This window comes from Streptomyces sp. NPDC016677 (genome assembly GCF_055562815.1).
Map to the genome: position 1 here is coordinate 271711 of NZ_JBVHEO010000006.1, position 18649 is coordinate 290359.

Consider the following 18649-nt stretch of genomic DNA (forward strand, 5'->3'; position numbering starts at 1 on the left):
ATGAGCGGGCCGTTCACCATGCGGAACAACCCTGGAAGGGGGGACATGAACGGTCTCGACTGGGCCGTGCTCATCGGCTACTTCGCCGTGATGGTCGCCATCGGCGTCTGGTCGCACAAGCGCGTGGACAGCGTCAGCGACTTCTTCACGGCGGGCGGCAAGATGCCCTGGTGGCTCTCCGGCATCTCCCACCACATGTCGGGCTACAGCGCGGTGATGTTCACCGGCTACGCGGGCATCGCCTACACCTACGGGGTCACGTCCTTCGTGACCTGGTCCTTCCCCATCGCGCTCGGCATCGCCATCGGGTCGAAGCTGTTCGCGCCCCGGATCAACCGGCTCCGTTCCCGGCTCCATGTGGCCTCCCCGCTGGAGTACCTGAAGAACCGGTACAACCTGCCGACCCAGCAGGCCCTGGCCTGGTCCGGCATGCTGCTCAAGATCGTGGACGTCGGCGCGAAGTGGGCGGCCATCGCCACGCTGCTCTCGGTCTTCACCGGCATCTCCCTCAACCAGGGCATCCTGATCACGGGTGTGATCACCGGCATCTACTGCACGATCGGCGGCCTGTGGGCCGACGCGCTGACCGAACTGGGCCAGTTCATCATCCAGCTGCTGGCCGGCGTCGCGATGTTCGTGGCGGTCGTCATGGAACTCGGCGACCACGGCGGCTTCTTCGGCGTCTGGGACGAACCCGCCCTCCAGGGCCATGAGAAACCGCTGGTCGGCCCGTACGGGACGGTGTTCCTCCTCGCCTTCCTCTTCATCAAGCTCTTCGAGTACAACGGCGGCATGCTCAACCAGGCGCAGCGCTACATGGCGACCCGCGACGCCCACGAGGCGGAGCGGTCGGCGCGGCTGTCGGCGGTGCTGTGGCTGGTGTGGCCGCTGGTGCTCTTCTTCCCGATGTGGATGTCACCGCTGCTGGTCGAGTCACAGAAACCGGACGGCTCCGACTCCTACGCCCTGATGACCGAACAGCTCCTCCCGCACGGTCTGCTCGGCCTGGTCATCGTCGGCTTCTTCTCGCACACCATGGCCATGTGCTCCTCGGACGCCAACGCCATCGCCGCCGTCTTCACCCGGGACGTGGCGCCGGTGCTGTCGGCCCGGGCGCGGGGATGGAACCAGCGGTCCGGGCTGCTGGCCGCCCGGGTGACGACCGTCGTCTTCCTCGCCCTGTCCATGGCGGTGGCCACCCAGGTCAACTCCCCCACCCTCAAGGACATCATCACCGTCGTGATCAAGTGGGTGGCCGGGCTCATGGGCCCGATCGCCATCCCGATGATGCTCGGTCTGCTGCGGCCCTTCCGCCGCTCGGGCCCGACGGCGGCACTCACCAGCTGGGGGCTGGGACTGCTGGCGTTCTGGCTGGTCAACTACCCGATCAACTGGAACGTGGAGGGCGGCGTACCGCTCCAGTACCAGGTGTCCATCCCGCTGGCCGTCTCCCTGGTGCTGTACGTCCTGATCGGCTTCCTCAAGCCGGAGGACACCCCGGAACGGCTCGCCATCATCGAGACCGTGAACACCGACGGGGACGGGTCCGCCGGAGCGGCGGCGGCCGTGCCGGCCCCGGCGGGCGGGGTGGACGGCGCCCTCGGGCCCCGGCCGCGCGTCAAGGACTGACCAGGTCCCGTGAGAGACCGGCCCGCACAGGGCGAGGGCCCCGTTTCCGTGTCGGAAGCGGGGCCCTCGCCCTGACGATGCCGCCGTGCTCAGCCGCGCAGCACGCGGCCCTGCTTGTCGGTGCGGTCGCTGCTCGTCAGGAAGAGGATTCCGTCGATCAGCGCCCAGATGCCGAGGCCACCACAGGTGAGCAGCTGGGCCACGCCGACGCCGACGGAGCCGACGTAGAAGCGGCCGATACCGAGGCCGCCGAGGAAGATCTGGAGGAGGCCCGCCACGATCTTGGACTTGTCCGAGTACGGGCGCCCCTTGGGGTCGACGCCGTAGGGAGCCTCGGGGGTGGGGACGGTCATGAGTTACTGCTCCTGGGGTTTCCACGAGACACCGGAACGGGGCGTTCCGGCGCGCAGGAGGCACGCCGGTACGCGAGCCAGTCGCCGCATCCTCAGCCGTGTTCGATCACGCCCGTGCACGCGTTGCCGCCGCACCGGCCGTCCCCCCTGTGAGCCGTGAGCATAAGGAGACGCATGAGGTCGGCGGGAGTGGGGTAGGACTATCGTTTTGGTTCTGTGACCAATACCGGCGCCGACGCCTACCCGGGCTGGACGACGTTGCGTACGACCGTCCAGGCGACGGCGACCGTCAGGATCAGCGCCTGGGTCAGCCGGCCGGCCCGTGGCTGCCAGTGCCGTCCGCGCAGCCCCTCCCAGGCCCAACGGCCCAGCAACGCCAGGGCGAAGGGCGAGGCGAGCAGCAGAAGCCGGTTGTCCGCCCAGGCCGCCGCGAAGTGGCCGTGCATCAGGTCGTACACCATGCGGGTGCCGCCGCAGGCGGGGCAGAGCCAGCCGGTGACGAGGCGGAACGGGCACTGCGGCAGGAGGTGGCCCGGCTCGTGCGGGTTGGTGGTGTAGAGGTACGCGGCACCGGCCGCCCCCGCCGCCAGGACGGCGAGGGGGGCGAGGGCCGGGTTACGGCGCACCAGGTCAGCCACCGCGCAGGACCCGGCCGTTGGAGTCGGTGGTGTTGTCGCCGGTCAGCATGATGATGCCGTCGATCAGCGCCCAGATGCCGAGGCCGCCGCAGGTGAAGAGCTGGGCGAGGCCCAGGCCGACGTGGCCGATGTAGAAGCGGCCGACGCCGAGGGTGCCGAGCATGAGCTGGAGCACACCGGCGATGATCTTCGACTTGTCGGAGTAGGGGCGGCCGAACCGGTCGTACCCGTACGGGGCGTGGGGGTCGCCGGTGTAACCGGGCTGACCGGGGTAGCCGGGGTAACCCGGGTAACCGCCGCCCGGCGGGGGCGGGTAGCCGCCCTGCGGGTAGCCCTGCTGGGCGTAGCCGGCCTGCTGCTGGTAGCCCTGGTAGGGGCCGCCCTGCGGAGCGCCCTGCGGTCCCGTCTGCGGATCACCCGGGTACGCGCCGGGCCCCGGGTACCCGTAGCCGGGCTGCTGTTGCGGCGGCTGGGGAGGCTGTTGCGGCTGGGGCGGCTGCTGGGGCTGTTCGGACATGGTGGTGCTCTCCCCCGGGCGATCCGTGAGTGTGGTGGGCATCGTGCGTACGACGATGCGATCAATGCGATGACCGCAGTCATCTTGCAGGAGTGAACCGCCCACAGGAAACCCGGGCGGGACCGGTCAGGCCCTCGGGTAACGGGCCAGCCAGCCCGGGGCGGAGCCCGCCGGGCCGTGCAGGGCCGGTCCCTGGGTCATCTCCATGGCGAAGTCGTCGGCCAGTTCCAGGATCGTGGGGCGTCCCTCCAGTTCGGCCAGCCAGGCCGGCGGGAGCGCCGTCTCGCCGTGCAGCGCGCCCAGCAGGCCACCGGCGAGGGCGCCCGTGGCCGCCGACGAACCACCGTGGTTGACGGCGAGCCGCAGCCCGTGCCGGACGTCCTCGCCCACCAGGGCGCAGTACACGGCGGCGGCCACCACCCCCTCCGCCGTTCCCGCACCGCTCAGTTCGGTCACCCGCGCGGGGGTCGGCAGTCCCTGGCGCACCGCGCCGAGCGCGTGCTGCAACGCGTCCGACACGGGCTGGTGGCCGGGCCGGGCGGCGAGCAGCGCCAGCGCGCGCTGTACGGCGCCGTCCAGGCTGTCGCCCCGGGTCACCCCGTGCACGACCACGGCGTACGCGCCCGCCGCCAGGCAGCCCGTGGGGTGACCGTGGGTCTGCGCGGCGCACTCCACGGCCAGCTGGACGACGAGTTGCGGCTCCCAGCCGACCAGCAGCCCGAACGGCGCGGAGCGGGCGGCGGCCTCGGCGCCGCGCTCAGCGGGGTTCTTCGGCGCGTCCGGCGTCCCCATCGTCGTGTCTCCGAACCCGAGCAGCAGCGACCGGGGCGGGTCCCGCCGGGCGTACAGCCACTCCTCGCGCGCCAGCCAGCCGTCCTCCTTGCGGCGCTCGTCCGGTCCCCAGTCGCGCTGGGTGGCGAGCCAGCGGCGGTACGCGCGGTGCAGGTCGGTCGGCGGGTGCCAGGCGCCGGTGTCCCGGCGGACCTGGGCCCGGATCAGCCCGTCGACGGAGAACAGGGTGAGCTGGGTGAGGTGCGTGACGGCACCGCGTCTGCCGTAGGCGGCGGCGAGGTCGCCGAGCCCCTCGGCCCCGTACGTCTCCCGGATCTCCGCCAGTCCCATGCCGTCGACGGGTGCGCCCAGCGCGTCCCCCAGGGCGGCCCCGAGCAGGGCGCCGCGCACCCGGCTCCGGAAGTCCTGCTGCTCGACGCGCCCCCAGACGGCACCGGTCGTCGCGCCCACCCAGGCCTCCCCGGTCATCGTCTGTACCTACGACGCCCAGCACTGTAATCGAACAGAGACGGGGTGCAGGGTGGGAAACGTGTAGAGGTGTGCACGAGGGGCGACTGAGCGTTGCGCCGTTGACTCGTGGCCGTGGGGGCCGCCCGCAAGTCCCCCGACCGGTTACCTGATACCCGGCTGGCGGATGCCCGCTCGCGCCTCGCCGGCACGCCGGGCCGTTTCGGCGGCCATCCCTCCGTACGGGGTGCGGGCTGGGGGGCGTGGCGGCGGTCCTCCGGGTAGGGGTGCTGAAAATGGATGACACTTCGGCCCGAAGTGTCATCCATTTTCAGGAGAGGTACCCCGCACACCCCGCACACCCCGTACGGGCCGGTGGCCGCCGAGACGGCCCGGCGTGCATGTGAGGTGCTGCCGCGCTCCCCTCACGCCGGGCGAGGGACAAGGGAGCGGCTGGGCCCGTTGCCGGGAGGGGGACCGCTTTCCCCGGGCCGCTCGCTCGCTTCTCACCCGTGCTGGAGCGGGCCGGGTCAAGGGTGGGCCGCAGGCCCATCGCCGAAGGCGACGCGCAGCGCCAGCGGAGCGCCCTTGACGCGGCCCGCGGAAGCACGACACTGACCAAGAAGCGAGTGGCCCCGACGCCCACCGGACACGCCGCGCGCTTCCGCAAGAGCGAGTGGGGCAGGGTGGTGACATGACAACCACCACTTCACGCGCGTTGCCGCTCGCCGCGACCGTCCTCACCGGAACCGTCGCCCTCTACATGGCACTCGTCGCCTTCGGCAACATCACCGACTTCGGCACCAATCAGCAGTTCGTCCGTCATGTGCTGGCGATGGACACCACGTTCAAGGACGAGGACCTGATGTGGCGGGCGATCACCACGCGGTGGATACAGGACACCGCGTACGTACTGATCATCGTCTGGGAGACGGCCGCCGCCCTCGTACTGGTCTACGGGACCTGGCTGTGGGCACGGCGGGATCACGTACGGGCGCGGAGATTCTCCGTCTACGGGCTGCTGATGGTGATGCTGCTCTTCGGGGCCGGGTTCATCGGCATCGGCGGCGAGTGGTTCGCCATGTGGCAGTCCGGGGACTGGAACGGGCTGGACGCGGCGACCCGGGTCTTCCTGCTCAGCGGACTCGTGCTGCTCGTCGACCACTTCGCGGGGAACGAGGTCACTTCACCACGGTGACCGTCGTCCCCTTCGTGCCGAACTTCCACAGCGCGTCGCCGTCCGCCTTGTGCAGCCGTACGCCTCCGGTCTTGGCACCGGAGGCGGCCGGCGGGGGCGAGGAGCCGTCGACGGCGTTGGAGAAGCCGACGGATATGCCGTCCGCGAGGGCGAAGTAGACGATGTTCTCGACCTCGACGCCGTCGGAGCCGGTCGTCGCCTCGGTCCGGCTGCCGATGGTGTAGCTGCCCGGGTCGGGGCTGACCGTGCCGGGCCAGACGGTGAAGGTGCGCCGGGTGGCGTCGCTGGCGTCGACCAGCCAGACCCGCTTGTCGCCGAGGGCGTAGACGATGCGCCGCCCGGTGCCGGAGCCGTCCGGCACGGCGGGCGGCGCCGACTCCTCGGGGGAGGGCTTGGCGGACGCCGAGGCCGAGGCGGTGGGCCGGGCGGCCGCCGTGGTGGCGGTCGGGTGCGGCCCGCTGTCCGCCTGTACGGCCAGGGCGGCCACCGCCACGACCGCGCCCGCGGTCAGACCGGTGACCCACGCCCACGAAGGCAGTCGGGCAGGCACGGGCAGGCATCTCCTCAGCTACAGGATCAGGTCCTGGATCCCCCTACATCAGGGATACACCAGGGTCGGATCATCGTACTGTGAACGAGTGAACGGTGGGCGCGGCACCGCCCCGGTCCGAGCGGCGCCGCAGTACCGGCCTCAGTCCAGCACCGGCCCCAGCCCCAGCACCGGTCTCAGTCCAGCACCGGCAACAGCTCCGGCAGGTGTCCGTCCGACGCCGACGCCGCCCGTCGCCGTTCCTCCGGTACCTCGCCGTAGAGCGTGGTGCGGGGCCTGGCCGGGCGGCCCGCCGCGTCGGCGACCGCGATCAGGTCCTTCACCGACTTGTACGAGCCGTAGGAGGAGCCCGCCATGCGGGAGATGGTCTCCTCCATGAGGGTGCCGCCCAGGTCGTTCGCGCCGGAGCGGAGCATCTCCGCCGCACCCTCCGTGCCCAGTTTGACCCAGCTGGTCTGGATGTTGGGCACCCACGGGTGCAGGAGGAGGCGGGCCATCGCGGTGACCGCGCGGTTGTCCCGCAGGGAGGGGCCGGGGCGGGAGATGCCGGCCAGGTAGACGGGCGCGTTGGTGTGGATGAAGGGGAGGGTGACGAACTCCGTGAAGCCGCCGGTGCGCTGCTGGATGCCGGCCAGGGTGCGCAGGTGGCCGAGCCAGTGGCGGGGCTGGTCGACATGGCCGTACATCATCGTCGAGGAGGAGCGGATGCCCAGGTCGTGGGCGGTTTCGATGACCTCGATCCAGGTGGCCGCGGGGAGTTTGCCCTTGGTGAGGATCCAGCGGACCTCGTCGTCCAGGATCTCGGCGGCAGTGCCGGGGATGGAGTCCAGGCCGGCCTCCTTGGCCGCGGTGAGCCATTCGCGGATGGACAGGCCGGTGCGGGTGGCGCCGTTGACGACCTCCATCGGGGAGAAGGCGTGGACGTGCATGCCGGGGACGCGTTCCTTCACCGCCCGCGCGATGTCGAAGTACGCGGTGCCGGGCAGGTCGGGGTGGATGCCGCCCTGCATGCAGACCTCGACCGCGCCGACCTCCCACGCCTGCTGGGCGCGGTCGGCGACCTGGTCCAGGGAGAGGGTGTAGGCGTCGGCGTCGGTGCGGCGCTGCGCGAAGGCGCAGAAACGGCAGCCGGTGTAGCAGACGTTGGTGAAGTTGATGTTGCGGGTGACGATGTACGTCACGTCGTCGCCGACCGCCGACCTGCGCACGTCGTCCGCGATGCCGGCCAGGGCGTCCAGGGCCGGCCCGTCGGCGTGGAGGAGGGCGAGGGCCTCGTCGTCGGTGAGCTTGGTGGGGTCGTCGGCGGCGGTGGCGAGGGCGGCGCGTACGTCGGTGTCGATGCGTTCGGGGGCCATGCCGGGGGCGGCGGCCTCGCGCAGGGCGGACCAGTCGCCGTAGACCTCGTCGAAGTCGTCGCGGCGGTCGGCGGTGCGGCCCTCGGTGTCGATGGTGCGGTGCAGGTCGGTGCGGCCGGAGGGCTGGAAGACCTCGTCCGGTTCCTGCCAGGGGCGGCCCTCGACCGTGGCGTCCGGGCGGGCGAGTCCGGTCTCCGGGTCGGCCAGGGCGCGGACGTGCGGGAGCAGGCGCGGGTCGAGCCAGGGTTCGCCGCGCTGGACGAACTCCGGGTAGACGCAGAGACGTTCCCTCAGTTCGAAACCGGCGGTGCGGGACGTGGCCGCCAACTCCTCGATGCGCGGCCAGGGGCGTTCGGGGTTGACGTGGTCGATGGTGAGCGGCGAGACGCCGCCCCAGTCGTCGATACCGGCGCCGATGAGGCGTTCGTACTCGGCGTCGACGAGGTTGGGGGGTGCCTGGAGGCAGGCGCTCGGGCCCATGATGTGCCGGGCGACGGCCACCGTGGCGACCAGTTCGTCGAGTTCCGCGTCGGGCATGCCGCGCATCGCGGTGTCCGGCTTGGCGCGGAAGTTCTGGATGATCAGTTCCTGGATGCCGTGGTAGGCGCGCGCGACCTTGCGGAGGGCGAAGAGGGACTCGGCGCGCTCCTCGTAGGTCTCGCCGATGCCGATGAGCAGGCCGGAGGTGAAGGGGACGGAGGAGCGGCCGGCGTCCTCCAGGACGCGCAGCCGGACGGCCGGTTCCTTGTCGGGGGAGCCGTGGTGGGGGCCGCCGGGTTCCGACCAGAGGCGGGTCGCGGTGGTCTCCAGCATCATGCCCATGGAGGGGGCGACGGGCTTGAGGCGCTGGAAGTCGGTCCAGGTCATGACGCCCGGGTTGAGGTGCGGGAGCAGGCCCGTCTCCTCCAGGACGCGGATCGAGATGGCGCGGACGTAGGCGATCGTGTCGTCGTAGCCGTGCGCGTCGAGCCACTCGCGGGCCTCGGGCCAGCGGTCCTCGGGCTTGTCGCCGAGGGTGATGAGGGCTTCCTTGCAGCCGAGGGCGGCGCCCTTGCGGGCGATGTCCAGCACCTCGTCCGGGGACATGAACATGCCGTGGCCGTCGCGGCGGAGCTTGCCGGGGACGGTGACGAAGGTGCAGTAGTGGCACTTGTCCCGGCACAGGCGGGTGAGGGGGATGAAGACGCTCTTCGAGTACGTGATGACGCCGGGGCGTCCGGCCGCGGCCAGGCCCGCGTCGCGGACCCGGGCGGCGGAGGCGGTGAGGTCGGCGAGGTGCTCGCCGCGGGCCTGGAGGAGGACGGCGGCCTCGGAGACGTCCAGGGCGACGCCGTCCCGGGCGCGCTTGAGGGCTCGGCGCAGGGAGTTCTCGGTAGGCATCCTTCGAGGGTACGTGCGCCCCCGACGGGGCTAGACGTACACCGCGTACGCGTCCAGTGTCCGCAGTACGTCCGCCTCACCCGCCGGCGGAAGCTGGAGGACGACCTCCTCGATGCCCAGGTCCGCGTAGTGGGACAGCTTGCCCGGGGTCGGGCGGACCGCGTACGGGACGACCGTCAGGGCCTCGGGGTCGCGGCCCGCCTTCGCCCACTCGGCGCGCAGGGCCGGCAGGGAGTCCGTCAGGCCGCGCCCGCCGATCGGCAGCCAGCCGTCGGCGTACGCGCAGATGTCGGCGAAGAGGCGGGGGCCCGCCGCGCCGCCGACGAGGACCCGGGGGCCCGGACGCTGAACCGGCTTGGGGTGGGCGTGGCTGGCCCGCACGCTCGCGAACTCGCCCTCGTACGCCGTGGGTTCCGCGGACCACAGCGCCCGCATCACCCCCATCCGGTCCCGGACCAGGGCCCGGCGGGCAGGCCACCGCACGCCGTGGTCCGCCGCCTCCTCCACGTTCCAGCCGAAGCCGACGCCCAGGGTGAGGCGGCCGCCGGAGAGGTGGTCGAGGGTCGCGGCCTGTTTGGCCAGGCCGATCGGGTCGTGCTGGGCGACGAGGGTGATGCCGGTGCCCAGGCCGAGGCGGTCGGTGACGGCGGCGGCCTGGCCGAGCGCGACGAAGGGGTCGAGGGTACGGCCGTACTCGCGGGGCAGGTCGCCGCCGGCCGGGTAGGGCGTGGCGCGTTCGACGGGGATGTGGGTGTGCTCGGGGAGGTAGAGGCCGGCGAACCCGCGCCGCTCCAGCTCCCGGGCGAGCCGGACGGGGGTGATGGTCTCGTCGGTGAGGAAGATCGTCACGGCGATGCGCATGGACCATCTGTACCGGGGGCCGGGCCACCTGTCCATACCGACCGGTCGGCACTGTTCCGTTGATTCAGCTGCCGACCGCCTTCCCGTGTCCCGCAGTTAATGGGTTGATACGAGCGTTGAGGCGTCACTTCCCGCACCACCCCTGACTGTCGGACCACCCCTGGGAGCAGCAGCATGTGCGAGGACATCAAGGACGGCATCGGCAGACGCGCCGTGTTCGTGACGGGCGCCGCCGCCGCGCTCACGCTCACGACCGTGAGCTTCGCGTCGGCGGCCGACGGCCGGCAGACCAAGACGATCCGGGGCACCCTGCCCACCGGGTCGCCGGACTTCGTGTACGTACCCGTGGAAGTACCGTCGGGCGTCCGGGAGTTCCGGGTCTCCTACTCCTACGACAGGCCCGCCGTGCCGTCCGGCACCGCGGGCAACGCGCTCGACATCGGCCTCTTCGACGAGCGCGGCACCGGGCTGGGCGGCCGGGGCTTCCGGGGCTGGTCGGGCGGGGCGCGTACGGAGTTCTTCGTCCGGACCGACGAGGCGACCCCGGGGTACATCCCGGGGCCGGTGCGGGCGGGGACGTGGCACATCGCGCTCGGCCCGTACACGGTGGCCCCGCAGGGGCTGTCGTACGAGATCACGGTGACGCTGACCCACGGGGAGCCCGGCGAGGCCGTGCGGCCGGTGTATCCGCCGGAGCGGGCGAAGGGGCGGGGGCGGGCCTGGTACCGGGGGGACTGCCATCTGCACTCCTGGTACTCCGACGGGCGCCGCACCCCGGCGGAGATCGCGGCGCTGGCGCGGGCGGCGGGCCTCGACTTCATCAACTCCTCCGAGCACAACACGCACTCCGCGCACGCCCACTGGGCGGACGCGGCCGGGGACGACCTGCTGGTGATGGTGGGGGAAGAGGTGACGACGCGGAACGGGCACGTGGTCGCGGTCGGCACCGACCCGGGGACGTTCGTGGACTGGCGGTACCGGGCCCGCGACAACCGGTTCGGGCGCTTCGCGCGGCAGATCCGGCGGGCCGGGGGCCTGGTGGTGCCGGCCCATCCGCACGCCACCTGCATCGGCTGCAACTGGAAGTTCGGCTTCGACGAGGCGGACGCGGTCGAGGTGTGGAACGGGTCGTACTCGCCCGAGGACGAGGTGGCGCTGGCCGACTGGGACGGCATGCTGGTCGCGTCCGTGCGGGACGGGCGGGTCTGGATCCCGGCGATGGGCAGCAGTGACGCGCACCGCGACCCGGACCCGGTCGGGACGCCGCAGACCGTCGTCCTCGCCGACGACCTCACCCGGCGCGCGATCCAGGAGGGCATCCGCGCGGGGCGGTCCTACGTCGCCGAGTCCGCGAAGGTCACGCTGGCGTTCACCGCGTCCGGCGGGCGCGGGGAGCATGCCGGGATCGGGGAGCGGCTGTCCGTGGCCGACGACACCCCGGTCACCGTCCGCCTGGCGGTGAGCGGCGCCCCGCGCTGCACCGTCCGGTTCGTCACCGACCAGGGGGTGCTGCACACCAGCGGTCCGCTGCCGGTGTCGGGCGAGGGGGTCGTGGAGTGGCGGACGACCGCCTCGTACGCGGCGTACGTGCGGGCCGAGGTGCGGCACGAGGTGGCGGCGGGGGCGTTGCCGGGGGCGCTGGCGGCGTTCACCAACCCCGTCTTCCTCGGCGAGCGTTAGCCGCTCAGGGGCCCTCCAGGTCCGCCACGACCGCGAAGTGGTCCGAGGGCCACACGCCGTCCACCGGGGCGTCGCCCGCGCGCCGCACCGCCCGGACCCGGCCCAGTCCGCCGGGGCCGGGCGGGCCGGGGCGGACGTAGTCGACGCGCTGGGGCGGGCCGTCGCCGGTGATGTGGGGGTTGGCGGGGTCCAGGGTGGCGGAGGGGGCGGCCGGGTCGGCCAGGTCCCAGGCGTCCGTGTAGCCCCGGGTGGTCAGGAGGCGGATCTCGTCGGTGCCGGGGCCGGCGTTGAAGTCCCCGGTGAGGACGGGCGGGTACGCGCTGCCACGCCGGTGCCGGTGCGTGCGCCGGCCGTCGTGACGGTCGTCGGGCCGGCCGTCGTGGCGGTCGTCGTGGCGGTCGTCGTGGGGGTCGTCGGGCCGGCCGATGGTCCGGTCGACGCGCCGGTCGATGCGCCGGTCGACGAAGTCGGTGAGGGCGGTGACCTGGTGGTGGCGTACGGCCGAGGCGTGCGGCGCAGAGGTCAGGTGGACGGTGCAGAACGGGACCGGGTGGCCGGGGGCGTCCAGGGTGGTGCGCAGCGCGATCCGCCCGTCGTCGAGCGCGGCGGGCGCCGGCAGCCGCAGCGCCGCCTGCTCCAGCACGGGCCAGCGGCTGAGCACCGCGGCGCCGATGACGACCCGGTCGTCGCCGATCCGCCGCTGCCAGCGCTCGGGGGCGCCGTAGGCCGCCCAGGCCCAGTGCAGGCCGAGTTCCCCGGCCAGCCACTCGGCGAGGTTGCCGCCGTCGTCCGCCGCCCACACCTCCTGGAGGCCCACCGCGTCGGGGCGCAGCTCCCGCAGCACGGCGAGGACCGCCTTCTGCCGTTGTGCCCAGGGCCCGAACCGCCACCACAGATTCCAGGTCACGACCCGCACGACCGCATCACCCGTCTCTCGCACATCCTCGCTTTCCCGCTGAGGCTGTCCGGCGAACATGACCGTCGGGCGACGCTCCGGGAACGGACGCCCCGTCAGTTCTCGTTGCCGGAACGGACGATTGCGGAGACTGTGTGAGGGCTCGGTGCCATGGTGTGGCGCCGTCGGTGATCCGCGCGTCCCCCGGCTGACGGGGACGGTACGGACAGGGCAGACTGACGGGATCGCTCGGGATACCTAGGGGGACTGGATGGACGGTGTGCCGCGAGTGCCGGGGCAGCGGCGGTCGGTTTCCCCGGCGGAGAGGGCTTCCCCGGCGGAGACGGCTTTCCCTGCGGAGACGGCCGCCCTGCGGTTCGGTGTGCTCGGTCCGGTGCGCGCCTGGCGCGGTGACGAACCGCTGGCCACCGGCTCGCCCCAGCAACGCGCCCTGCTCGCCGTCCTGCTGCTGCGCGAGGGCCGTACGGCGACGGCGGCGGAGCTGATCGACGCCCTGTGGGGCGAGCAGCCGCCACCCCGGGCGCTGGCGGCGCTGCGCACGTACGCGTCCCGGCTGCGCAAGGTCCTCGGCGCCGGGGTGCTGGTCAGCGAGTCGGGCGGGTACTCGGTACGCGGCCCGGACGACGGGGCGCTGGACCTCTCCGCGGCGCGGGACCTGGCGGCCGAGGCGGAGAAGGCGCGCGGCGCCGGCGACCTGGGCCACGCCCGTCAGGCGCTCCGGCGCGCGCTGGCGCTGTGGGACGGCGAGGCGCTGGCCGGCGTACCGGGCCCGCACGCGCGGGCGCAGCGGGTCCGGCTGGAGGAGTGGCGGCTGCAACTCCTGGAGACGCGGCTGGACATGGACCTGGAGCAGGGCTGTCACGCGGAGGCCGTCTCGGAGCTGACCGCGCTGACCGCCGCCCACCCGCTGCGCGAACGGCTGCGCGAGCTGCTGATGCTGGCGCTGTACCGCAGCGGGCGGCAGGCCGAGGCACTCGCGGTCTACGCCGACACCCGCCGTCTGCTGGCGGAGGAGCTGGGCGTCGACCCGTGCCCGGAGCTACAGGAGCTCCAGCGGCGGGTCCTGCGGGCCGACCCGGACCTGGCGGAGCCCCCCGGACCGGTCGAGCGGCCCGTGCCGGCCCCCCTCCGCCCGGCCCAGCTCCCGGCGACGGTGCCGGACTTCACCGGCCGGGCCGCCTTCGTACGGGAACTGAGCGAGGTGCTGGGCGCGGCGTCCGGGGACGGGAGCCGGGTGATGGCGCTGTCGGCCGTCGCCGGGATCGGCGGCGTCGGCAAGACCACGCTGGCGGTGCACGTCGCGCATCAGGCCCGGCCGGCGTTCCCCGACGGGCAGTTGTACGTCGACCTCCAGGGGACCGGGGCGCGGCCGGCCGAGCCGGAGACGGTGCTGGGCGCCTTCCTGCGGGCGCTGGGCACCGCGGACTCGGCCGTTCCCGACTCGCTCCAGGAACGGGCGGCGCTGTACCGCTCGGTGCTGGACGGCCGCCGGGTGCTGGTCCTGCTGGACAACGCCCGGGACGCCGCCCAGGTACGTCCGCTGCTGCCGGGCGGGGCGGGCTGTGCGGCGCTGGTGACGTCCCGGGTGCGGCTGGCGGGGCTGGCCGGGGCGCACCTGGTCGACCTGGACGTCATGGCGCCGGAGGAGGCGCTGGCGCTGTTCACCCGGATCGTGGGCGAGGAGCGGGTGGCCGCGGAGCGCGAGGCCGCGCTGGACGTGGTGGCGGCGTGCGGCTTCCTGCCGCTGGCGATCCGGGTCGCCGCCTCCCGGCTGGCCGCCCGCCGCACCTGGGCGGTCGCGGTGCTGGCGGCCAAACTCGCCGACGAGCGCAGCCGGCTGGACGAACTGCGGGCCGGCGACCTCGCCGTGAAGGCCACCTTCGAGCTGGGGTACGGCCAGCTGGAGCCGGACCAGGCGCGGGCGTTCCGGCTGCTGGGGCTGGCGGACGGGCCGGACATCTCCCTGGCGGCGGCCGCGGCCGTACTGGACCTGCCCGTCGGGGAGACCGAGGACCTGCTGGAGTCGCTCGTCGACACCTCGCTGCTGGAGTCGGCGGCGCCGGGCCGCTACCGGTACCACGATCTGGTGCGGCTCTACGCGCGTGCGTGCGCCGAGCGCGACGAGCGGACGCCGGGCGAGCGGGCGGCGGCCCTCTCCCGGCTGCTGGACTTCTACCTGGCGACGGCGGCCGGCGTCTACGCGATCGAGCGGCCCGGCGACCGGCTGGTGGACCACCTGACGCCGACCACGTACCCGGGGCTGGCCTTCCCCGACCGGCACGCGGCCCAGGACTGGCTGTACGCCGAGGCGCACGTGCTGCTGGCCTGCGTGCAGCAGAGCGCGCGCGGGCCCTCCCTGGCGCGGGCCGTGGATCTGCTGTGGGCGGCCAAGGACCTGGCCGAGTCCGGCGCCAACGCCAAGCAGTACGAGGTGGTCGCGCTGGCCCTGCGGGCCGCGGCGCAGCGGGCGGGCGACCCCGGTGTGCTGAGCCGGGCGCTGACCACGCTGACCAACGTCCACCTGGTGGCCGGCCGCTTCCGCGAGGCGGACGAGCAGGCCCGGCTGGCCATGGAGCTGGCCCGGACCGCCGGGGACCCGGCACCGCACTGCTGGGCCGCCAACGACCGGGGCATCATCGCGCTGTACGAGGGGCGCAACGCCGAGGGCGAGGGGTATCTGCGGCAGGCCATCGAGAGTTTCCGCGCGGACGAGAACCTCGCCGGGGAGGCCAGCGCCCTGTGCAACCTCTCCCGCATCCACCTGGCCATGGGGCGGGTGACCAGTGCGGTCGAGCTGGCCCGGCGGGGCATCGCCATCTACGACCGGCTCGGGCACGCCCTGCGCGGCGCCAACGGCCGCTACGCCCTGGGGCTGGCGCTCACCGGGCAGGGCCGCCTGGACGACGCCGTCGAGCGGCTGAACGAGGCGCTGGTGGTCTTCCGCGACAGCCGGCAGCGGCTCTGGGAGGGCATGACCCTGTTCCGGCTCGCGGAGGCGCGGCTGGCGGGCCGGGAGCCGGCGGGCGCCGCCGCCCTGGCGGAGCAGGCGCTGGCCGTGCTGCGCGGCATCGGCGGCGAGTGGCGGCGCGGCAACGTGCTGACCGTGCTGGGCCGCGCCCTCGACGCGCTGGGCCAGACCGGCCGGGCCCGGGCCTGCTGGCAGGAGGCCCTCACCACCTTCGACCGGCTGGGCTCACCGGAGGCCGCCGACGTGCGCCTGCTGCTCAGCCCGGCCGCCGTCGCCTGAGCGGCGAGGCGGCGGGGCGGCGGGGCGGCGGGGCGGCGTTCATCGTTCGTTTATCGCCCGGCGGCACGCTCGGGTAGTCGGTCCGTCGCGTCGGGGGGCAGACGGATCAGCGGTGATCGTCGCCGCTAGGGTGAACGACCCTGACATGCCCGTCCGGCGGTCTCGGGGGAGCCGCCGGACGGGCTTCGCCGATCGATGGACAGGAGTTCAGGTCATGGCCGATGCCGAGAAGGACCTCGTGGTCAAGCCGCTCGACAACCACGCCACGGGTACCGAGACCGAGGCCACCACGCAGGACAACCACGCCACGGGCGGGGAGGCCGTCGCGCTGGACAACCACGCGACGGGCGGCACCGTGGCGCCGCTGGACAACCACGCCACCGGTGAGCAGGTCTGACACGGGCCCGCACGGGGACCCGTACGGGATCTGACCCAGACCCGCGCAGGGGAACGGCCGCGGCGGCACGGAGGGGGAGCCGCCGCGGCCGCCGCGCGTCCCGGCCCGGCGGCCGGTGGTCTCGCGCTCAGGCACCGCCCAGGTACCGCCCAGGCGCGCAGACACTCAAGCGCTCCGCGCCGTCCCCGTCCCCTTCTCCGCGTCCAGCGCGTACACGCACCGGTCCTTGCTGCAGGCGTAGACGATGCCGTCCCGCACCACCGGGGTGCCGGTGATCTCGCCGCCGGTCGCCAGTTTCCAGCGCAGCCGGCCGTCGTCCGCCTTCAGCGTGTAGAGGAGGTGGTCGGTGGAGCCGAAGTGGATGCGGCCCTCGGCCACCGCCGGGGCGCCCACGATGTCGCCGCCCGCCTGGAACCGCCACTTGGGCGTGCCGGTGACGGCGTCCAGCGTGTAGAGGCCCTTGCCGCTGCCGACATGGACGTGGCCCGCGGCGACCAGCACCGGCTCGGTGGCGCTGCGGGCCTCGGTCGCGATCCGCCAGCGGTCGCGGCCGTCGGCGGCGTCCAGGGCGTACACCGTGCCGAGGTAGTCGGCGAGGTAGACACCGCCGCCGGTGACGGCCGGGCCGGGCACGAAGGCCGGCGGGGAGAGGAAGACCGCCGGGGCCTCGAAGTGCCAGCGGACGTGGCCGGTCGCCACGTCCAGGGCGAGGACCCGCGTACCGGCGCAGACGTACACGCAGCCGTCCGGCGCCCGGCCCACCCGTACCGGCACCCCGCCGCAGGAGGCGGCGTCGCCGATCGGGTACGACCAGCGCTCGTCGCCGGTGCGGGCGTCCAGGGCGCGCAGCCGGGCGTTCTGCCAGACGTAGACCGTGCCGTCGTGCAGGGCCGGGCCCGCCTCCGGGGACTCGAAGTCGGTCTGGCAGCCGCCGGATTCCCACAGTTTCCGTCCGGTGGCGGCCTCCCACGCCTGGACGCCGCCGCCCCGGGTGCCGGTGACGACAGTGCCCCGCTCGGCCTTGAGGGAGTACACCCAGGCGTCCGTCTGGATCCGCCACAGGTCGGCGCCCTCCCGGGCGTCCAGGGCGTACAGGGTGGGTCCGTCGGAGGCGTGGATACGGCCGTCGGCGACCGCCTTCGACCAGGCCACGTCCCGGGTCTTGAAGCGGCGGCGGCCGGTGGCCACGTCCAGGGCGTGCACCTCGAAGGAGGTGACGTAGACCAGGTCGCCGGCGACGGACGGGGTGCCCCAGACGTCGTTGGACATCCGGAACCGCCAGGGCCGCCAGCCGGAGGCCGCCGGGTCCGGCGGCGCGGTGGGCGGTGCGCCGGGGGGCGCCGCGGGGGCGGGCGGTACGGCGGGTACGACGGGGTCGGCGCCGCCCGCGCCGGGGCGGGGCTTGGCCCAGTGACCGGACAGGGCGGCCTCCGGGGGCGGCGCCTTGACCACGGCGGCGCGGGTGTCGGCGACCCGGGGGCCGGGGCCGATGGGCACGGCCGCGCCGGCCAGCCGCACCGGGCCGGTGTCGGGGGCGCCCGCGGGGGCGGGGACGGCCGGGACGGGCACGGGCCGGCCGGGGACGACAGGGTCGTGCGCGGGCGGGGGCGGGACGGGGGCCGGGACCCGGGCGGCGGGGGCGGGCCGTGCCGCGGTGGCCGCGGGGCGGATCGCGGGCCGGCCGCCGCGGCGGGACTCGATCAGGCTCACCGCCCGCTCGGGCAGCCACGCCGACGCCGTACCGCTGTCGTCGGAGCCGGAGCCGAACAGGTGCGGGGCGAGCTGGGACTGGAGGTCGGCGGGGCTGGGGCGGCCGTGCGCCTCCATCTGCATGCAGGACTCGATCAGCGGGCGCAGTTCCTCGGGCAGCCCGTCCAGGTCGGGGCCCTCGCGCAGCAGCATGAAGACCGTCTCGACCGGGTTGGCGCCGTGGTAGGGGGCGTGCCCGGTGGCGGCGAAGACCAGGGTGGAGCCGAGGGAGAAGACATCGCTGGCGCCGGTGACGCTGCGCGAGTCCTTGGCCTGCTCCGGGGACATGTAGGCGGGGGTGCCGACGGCGACGTTGGTCATGGTCAGCCGGGTGTTGGAGACACCGGAGGCGATCCCGAAGTCGATCACCCGGGGGCCGTCCTCGACGACGAGGACGTTGGAGGGCTTGAGGTCGCGGTGGACGAGCCCGGCGCCGTGGATCGACTGGAGGGCCTCGGCCACCCCCGCCGCCAGCCAGCGCACCGCCTGGGCCGGCAGCGGCCCGCACTCGTTCACTATCTCTTCCAGCGAGGGCGCCGGCACGTACGCGGTCGCCAGCCACGGCACCGCGGCCCGCGGGTCCGCGTCGACCACGGCCGCCGTGTAGAACCCGGACACCGCGCGGGCCGCCTCGACCTCGCGGGTGAAGCGGACCCGGAACAGCTGGTCCTCGGCCAGCTCCGTCCGCACGGTCTTGATCGCCACGCGCCGCCCCGAAGCCGAGCGCGCGAGATAGACCAGCCCCATGCCGCCGGCCCCGAGCCGCCCCAGCACCTCGAACGGCCCGATCCGCCGCGGATCGTGCTGCGTCAGCTGATCCACCACTTGCCTGCCACCTCCCCGTACGAGCCGCGCCACCCACATATGTACGCGACCGAAGTGCAGCGTCTCACCACCACACCGCCGCGGCGGCACGCACCCCGATTCTTCCTGTCCGAAG

14 protein-coding genes are annotated in these 18649 nt (G+C 73.8%); 5 read left to right on the plus strand and 9 right to left on the minus strand.

From position 1 onward, the window contains the following. The first annotated feature begins 45 nt into the window (after positions 1-45). A complete protein-coding gene (locus ACZ3IG_RS19600; protein WP_467433500.1) occupies positions 46-1629 on the plus strand; it encodes a sodium:solute symporter family protein in 1584 nt (527 codons plus the stop codon). Between the two features lie 89 nt (positions 1630-1718). Here ACZ3IG_RS19600 and ACZ3IG_RS19605 read toward each other — a convergent pair whose 3' ends face one another. From ACZ3IG_RS19605 to ACZ3IG_RS19620, 4 genes are all read right to left on the minus strand, one after another. Continuing rightward, a complete protein-coding gene (locus ACZ3IG_RS19605) occupies positions 1719-1982 on the minus strand; it encodes a TM2 domain-containing protein (RefSeq protein ID WP_215173649.1) in 264 nt (87 codons plus the stop codon). 239 nt (positions 1983-2221) lie between these two features. Beyond that, complete coding sequence (locus ACZ3IG_RS19610; protein ID WP_467433502.1) at positions 2222-2620, minus strand: DUF2752 domain-containing protein; 399 nt, start codon at positions 2618-2620, stop codon at positions 2222-2224. Further along, positions 2613-3137, minus strand: coding sequence for a TM2 domain-containing protein (locus ACZ3IG_RS19615; RefSeq protein WP_467433504.1), 525 nt, complete (start codon positions 3135-3137; stop codon positions 2613-2615). The genes ACZ3IG_RS19610 and ACZ3IG_RS19615 overlap by 8 nt, the downstream gene beginning before the upstream one ends. 126 nt (positions 3138-3263) lie before the next feature. Then, positions 3264-4379: an ADP-ribosylglycohydrolase family protein gene (locus tag ACZ3IG_RS19620; RefSeq protein ID WP_467433709.1), complete on the minus strand. Its 1116-nt coding sequence runs from the start codon at positions 4377-4379 to the stop codon at positions 3264-3266. A gap of 691 nt (positions 4380-5070) precedes the next feature. Here ACZ3IG_RS19620 and ACZ3IG_RS19625 point away from each other — a divergent pair. Further along, the gene (locus ACZ3IG_RS19625) at positions 5071-5574 is read left to right on the plus strand and encodes a DUF2165 domain-containing protein (protein WP_467433506.1); all 504 of its coding nucleotides are present in this window, start codon (positions 5071-5073) and stop codon (positions 5572-5574) included. Here ACZ3IG_RS19625 and ACZ3IG_RS19630 read toward each other — a convergent pair. The 3 genes from ACZ3IG_RS19630 to ACZ3IG_RS19640 all read right to left on the minus strand — a co-directional run bounded on the left by ACZ3IG_RS19630 (position 5558) and on the right by ACZ3IG_RS19640 (position 9720). After that, positions 5558-6124, minus strand: a complete 567-nt coding sequence (locus ACZ3IG_RS19630) for a hypothetical protein (protein ID WP_467433508.1) — start codon at positions 6122-6124, stop codon at positions 5558-5560. The genes ACZ3IG_RS19625 and ACZ3IG_RS19630 overlap by 17 nt on opposite strands. 176 nt (positions 6125-6300) lie before the next feature. Next, on the minus strand, positions 6301-8859 hold the full coding sequence (locus tag ACZ3IG_RS19635) for a bifunctional FO biosynthesis protein CofGH (RefSeq protein ID WP_467433509.1): 2559 nt from the start codon (positions 8857-8859) through the stop codon (positions 6301-6303). A 30-nt stretch (positions 8860-8889) separates the two neighbouring features. Then, positions 8890-9720 (minus strand): LLM class F420-dependent oxidoreductase, encoded by an 831-nt coding sequence (locus ACZ3IG_RS19640; RefSeq protein WP_467433510.1) that lies wholly within the window; start codon positions 9718-9720, stop codon positions 8890-8892. A gap of 174 nt (positions 9721-9894) precedes the next feature. Between ACZ3IG_RS19640 and ACZ3IG_RS19645 the strand changes: the two genes are divergently transcribed. Then, positions 9895-11400 carry a CehA/McbA family metallohydrolase gene (locus tag ACZ3IG_RS19645; protein ID WP_467433511.1) on the plus strand — a complete coding sequence of 502 codons (1506 nt, stop codon included), beginning with the start codon at positions 9895-9897 and terminating at the stop codon, positions 11398-11400. A 4-nt stretch (positions 11401-11404) separates the two neighbouring features. On the opposite strand, the gene ACZ3IG_RS19650 is transcribed toward ACZ3IG_RS19645, so the two are convergent. Continuing rightward, on the minus strand, positions 11405-12316 hold the full coding sequence (locus ACZ3IG_RS19650; protein ID WP_467433513.1) for an endonuclease/exonuclease/phosphatase family protein: 912 nt from the start codon (positions 12314-12316) through the stop codon (positions 11405-11407). 250 nt (positions 12317-12566) lie between these two features. On the opposite strand from ACZ3IG_RS19650, the gene afsR reads away from it, so the two are divergent. Both afsR and ACZ3IG_RS19660 read left to right on the plus strand, forming a co-directional pair. Continuing rightward, positions 12567-15563: an SARP-family global regulator AfsR gene (afsR, locus tag ACZ3IG_RS19655; RefSeq protein ID WP_467433515.1), complete on the plus strand. Its 2997-nt coding sequence runs from the start codon at positions 12567-12569 to the stop codon at positions 15561-15563. Positions 15564-15777: 214 nt separating this feature from the next. Then, a complete protein-coding gene (locus ACZ3IG_RS19660; RefSeq protein WP_467433517.1) occupies positions 15778-15960 on the plus strand; it encodes a hypothetical protein in 183 nt (60 codons plus the stop codon). 165 nt (positions 15961-16125) lie between these two features. Here the strand turns inward: ACZ3IG_RS19660 and afsK are convergent, their stop codons facing one another. Then, entirely contained in the window at positions 16126-18534 is a 2409-nt protein-coding gene (gene afsK / locus ACZ3IG_RS19665; RefSeq protein WP_467433520.1) for a protein serine/threonine kinase AfsK, read from the minus strand. Between the last annotated feature and the right edge of the window lie 115 nt (positions 18535-18649).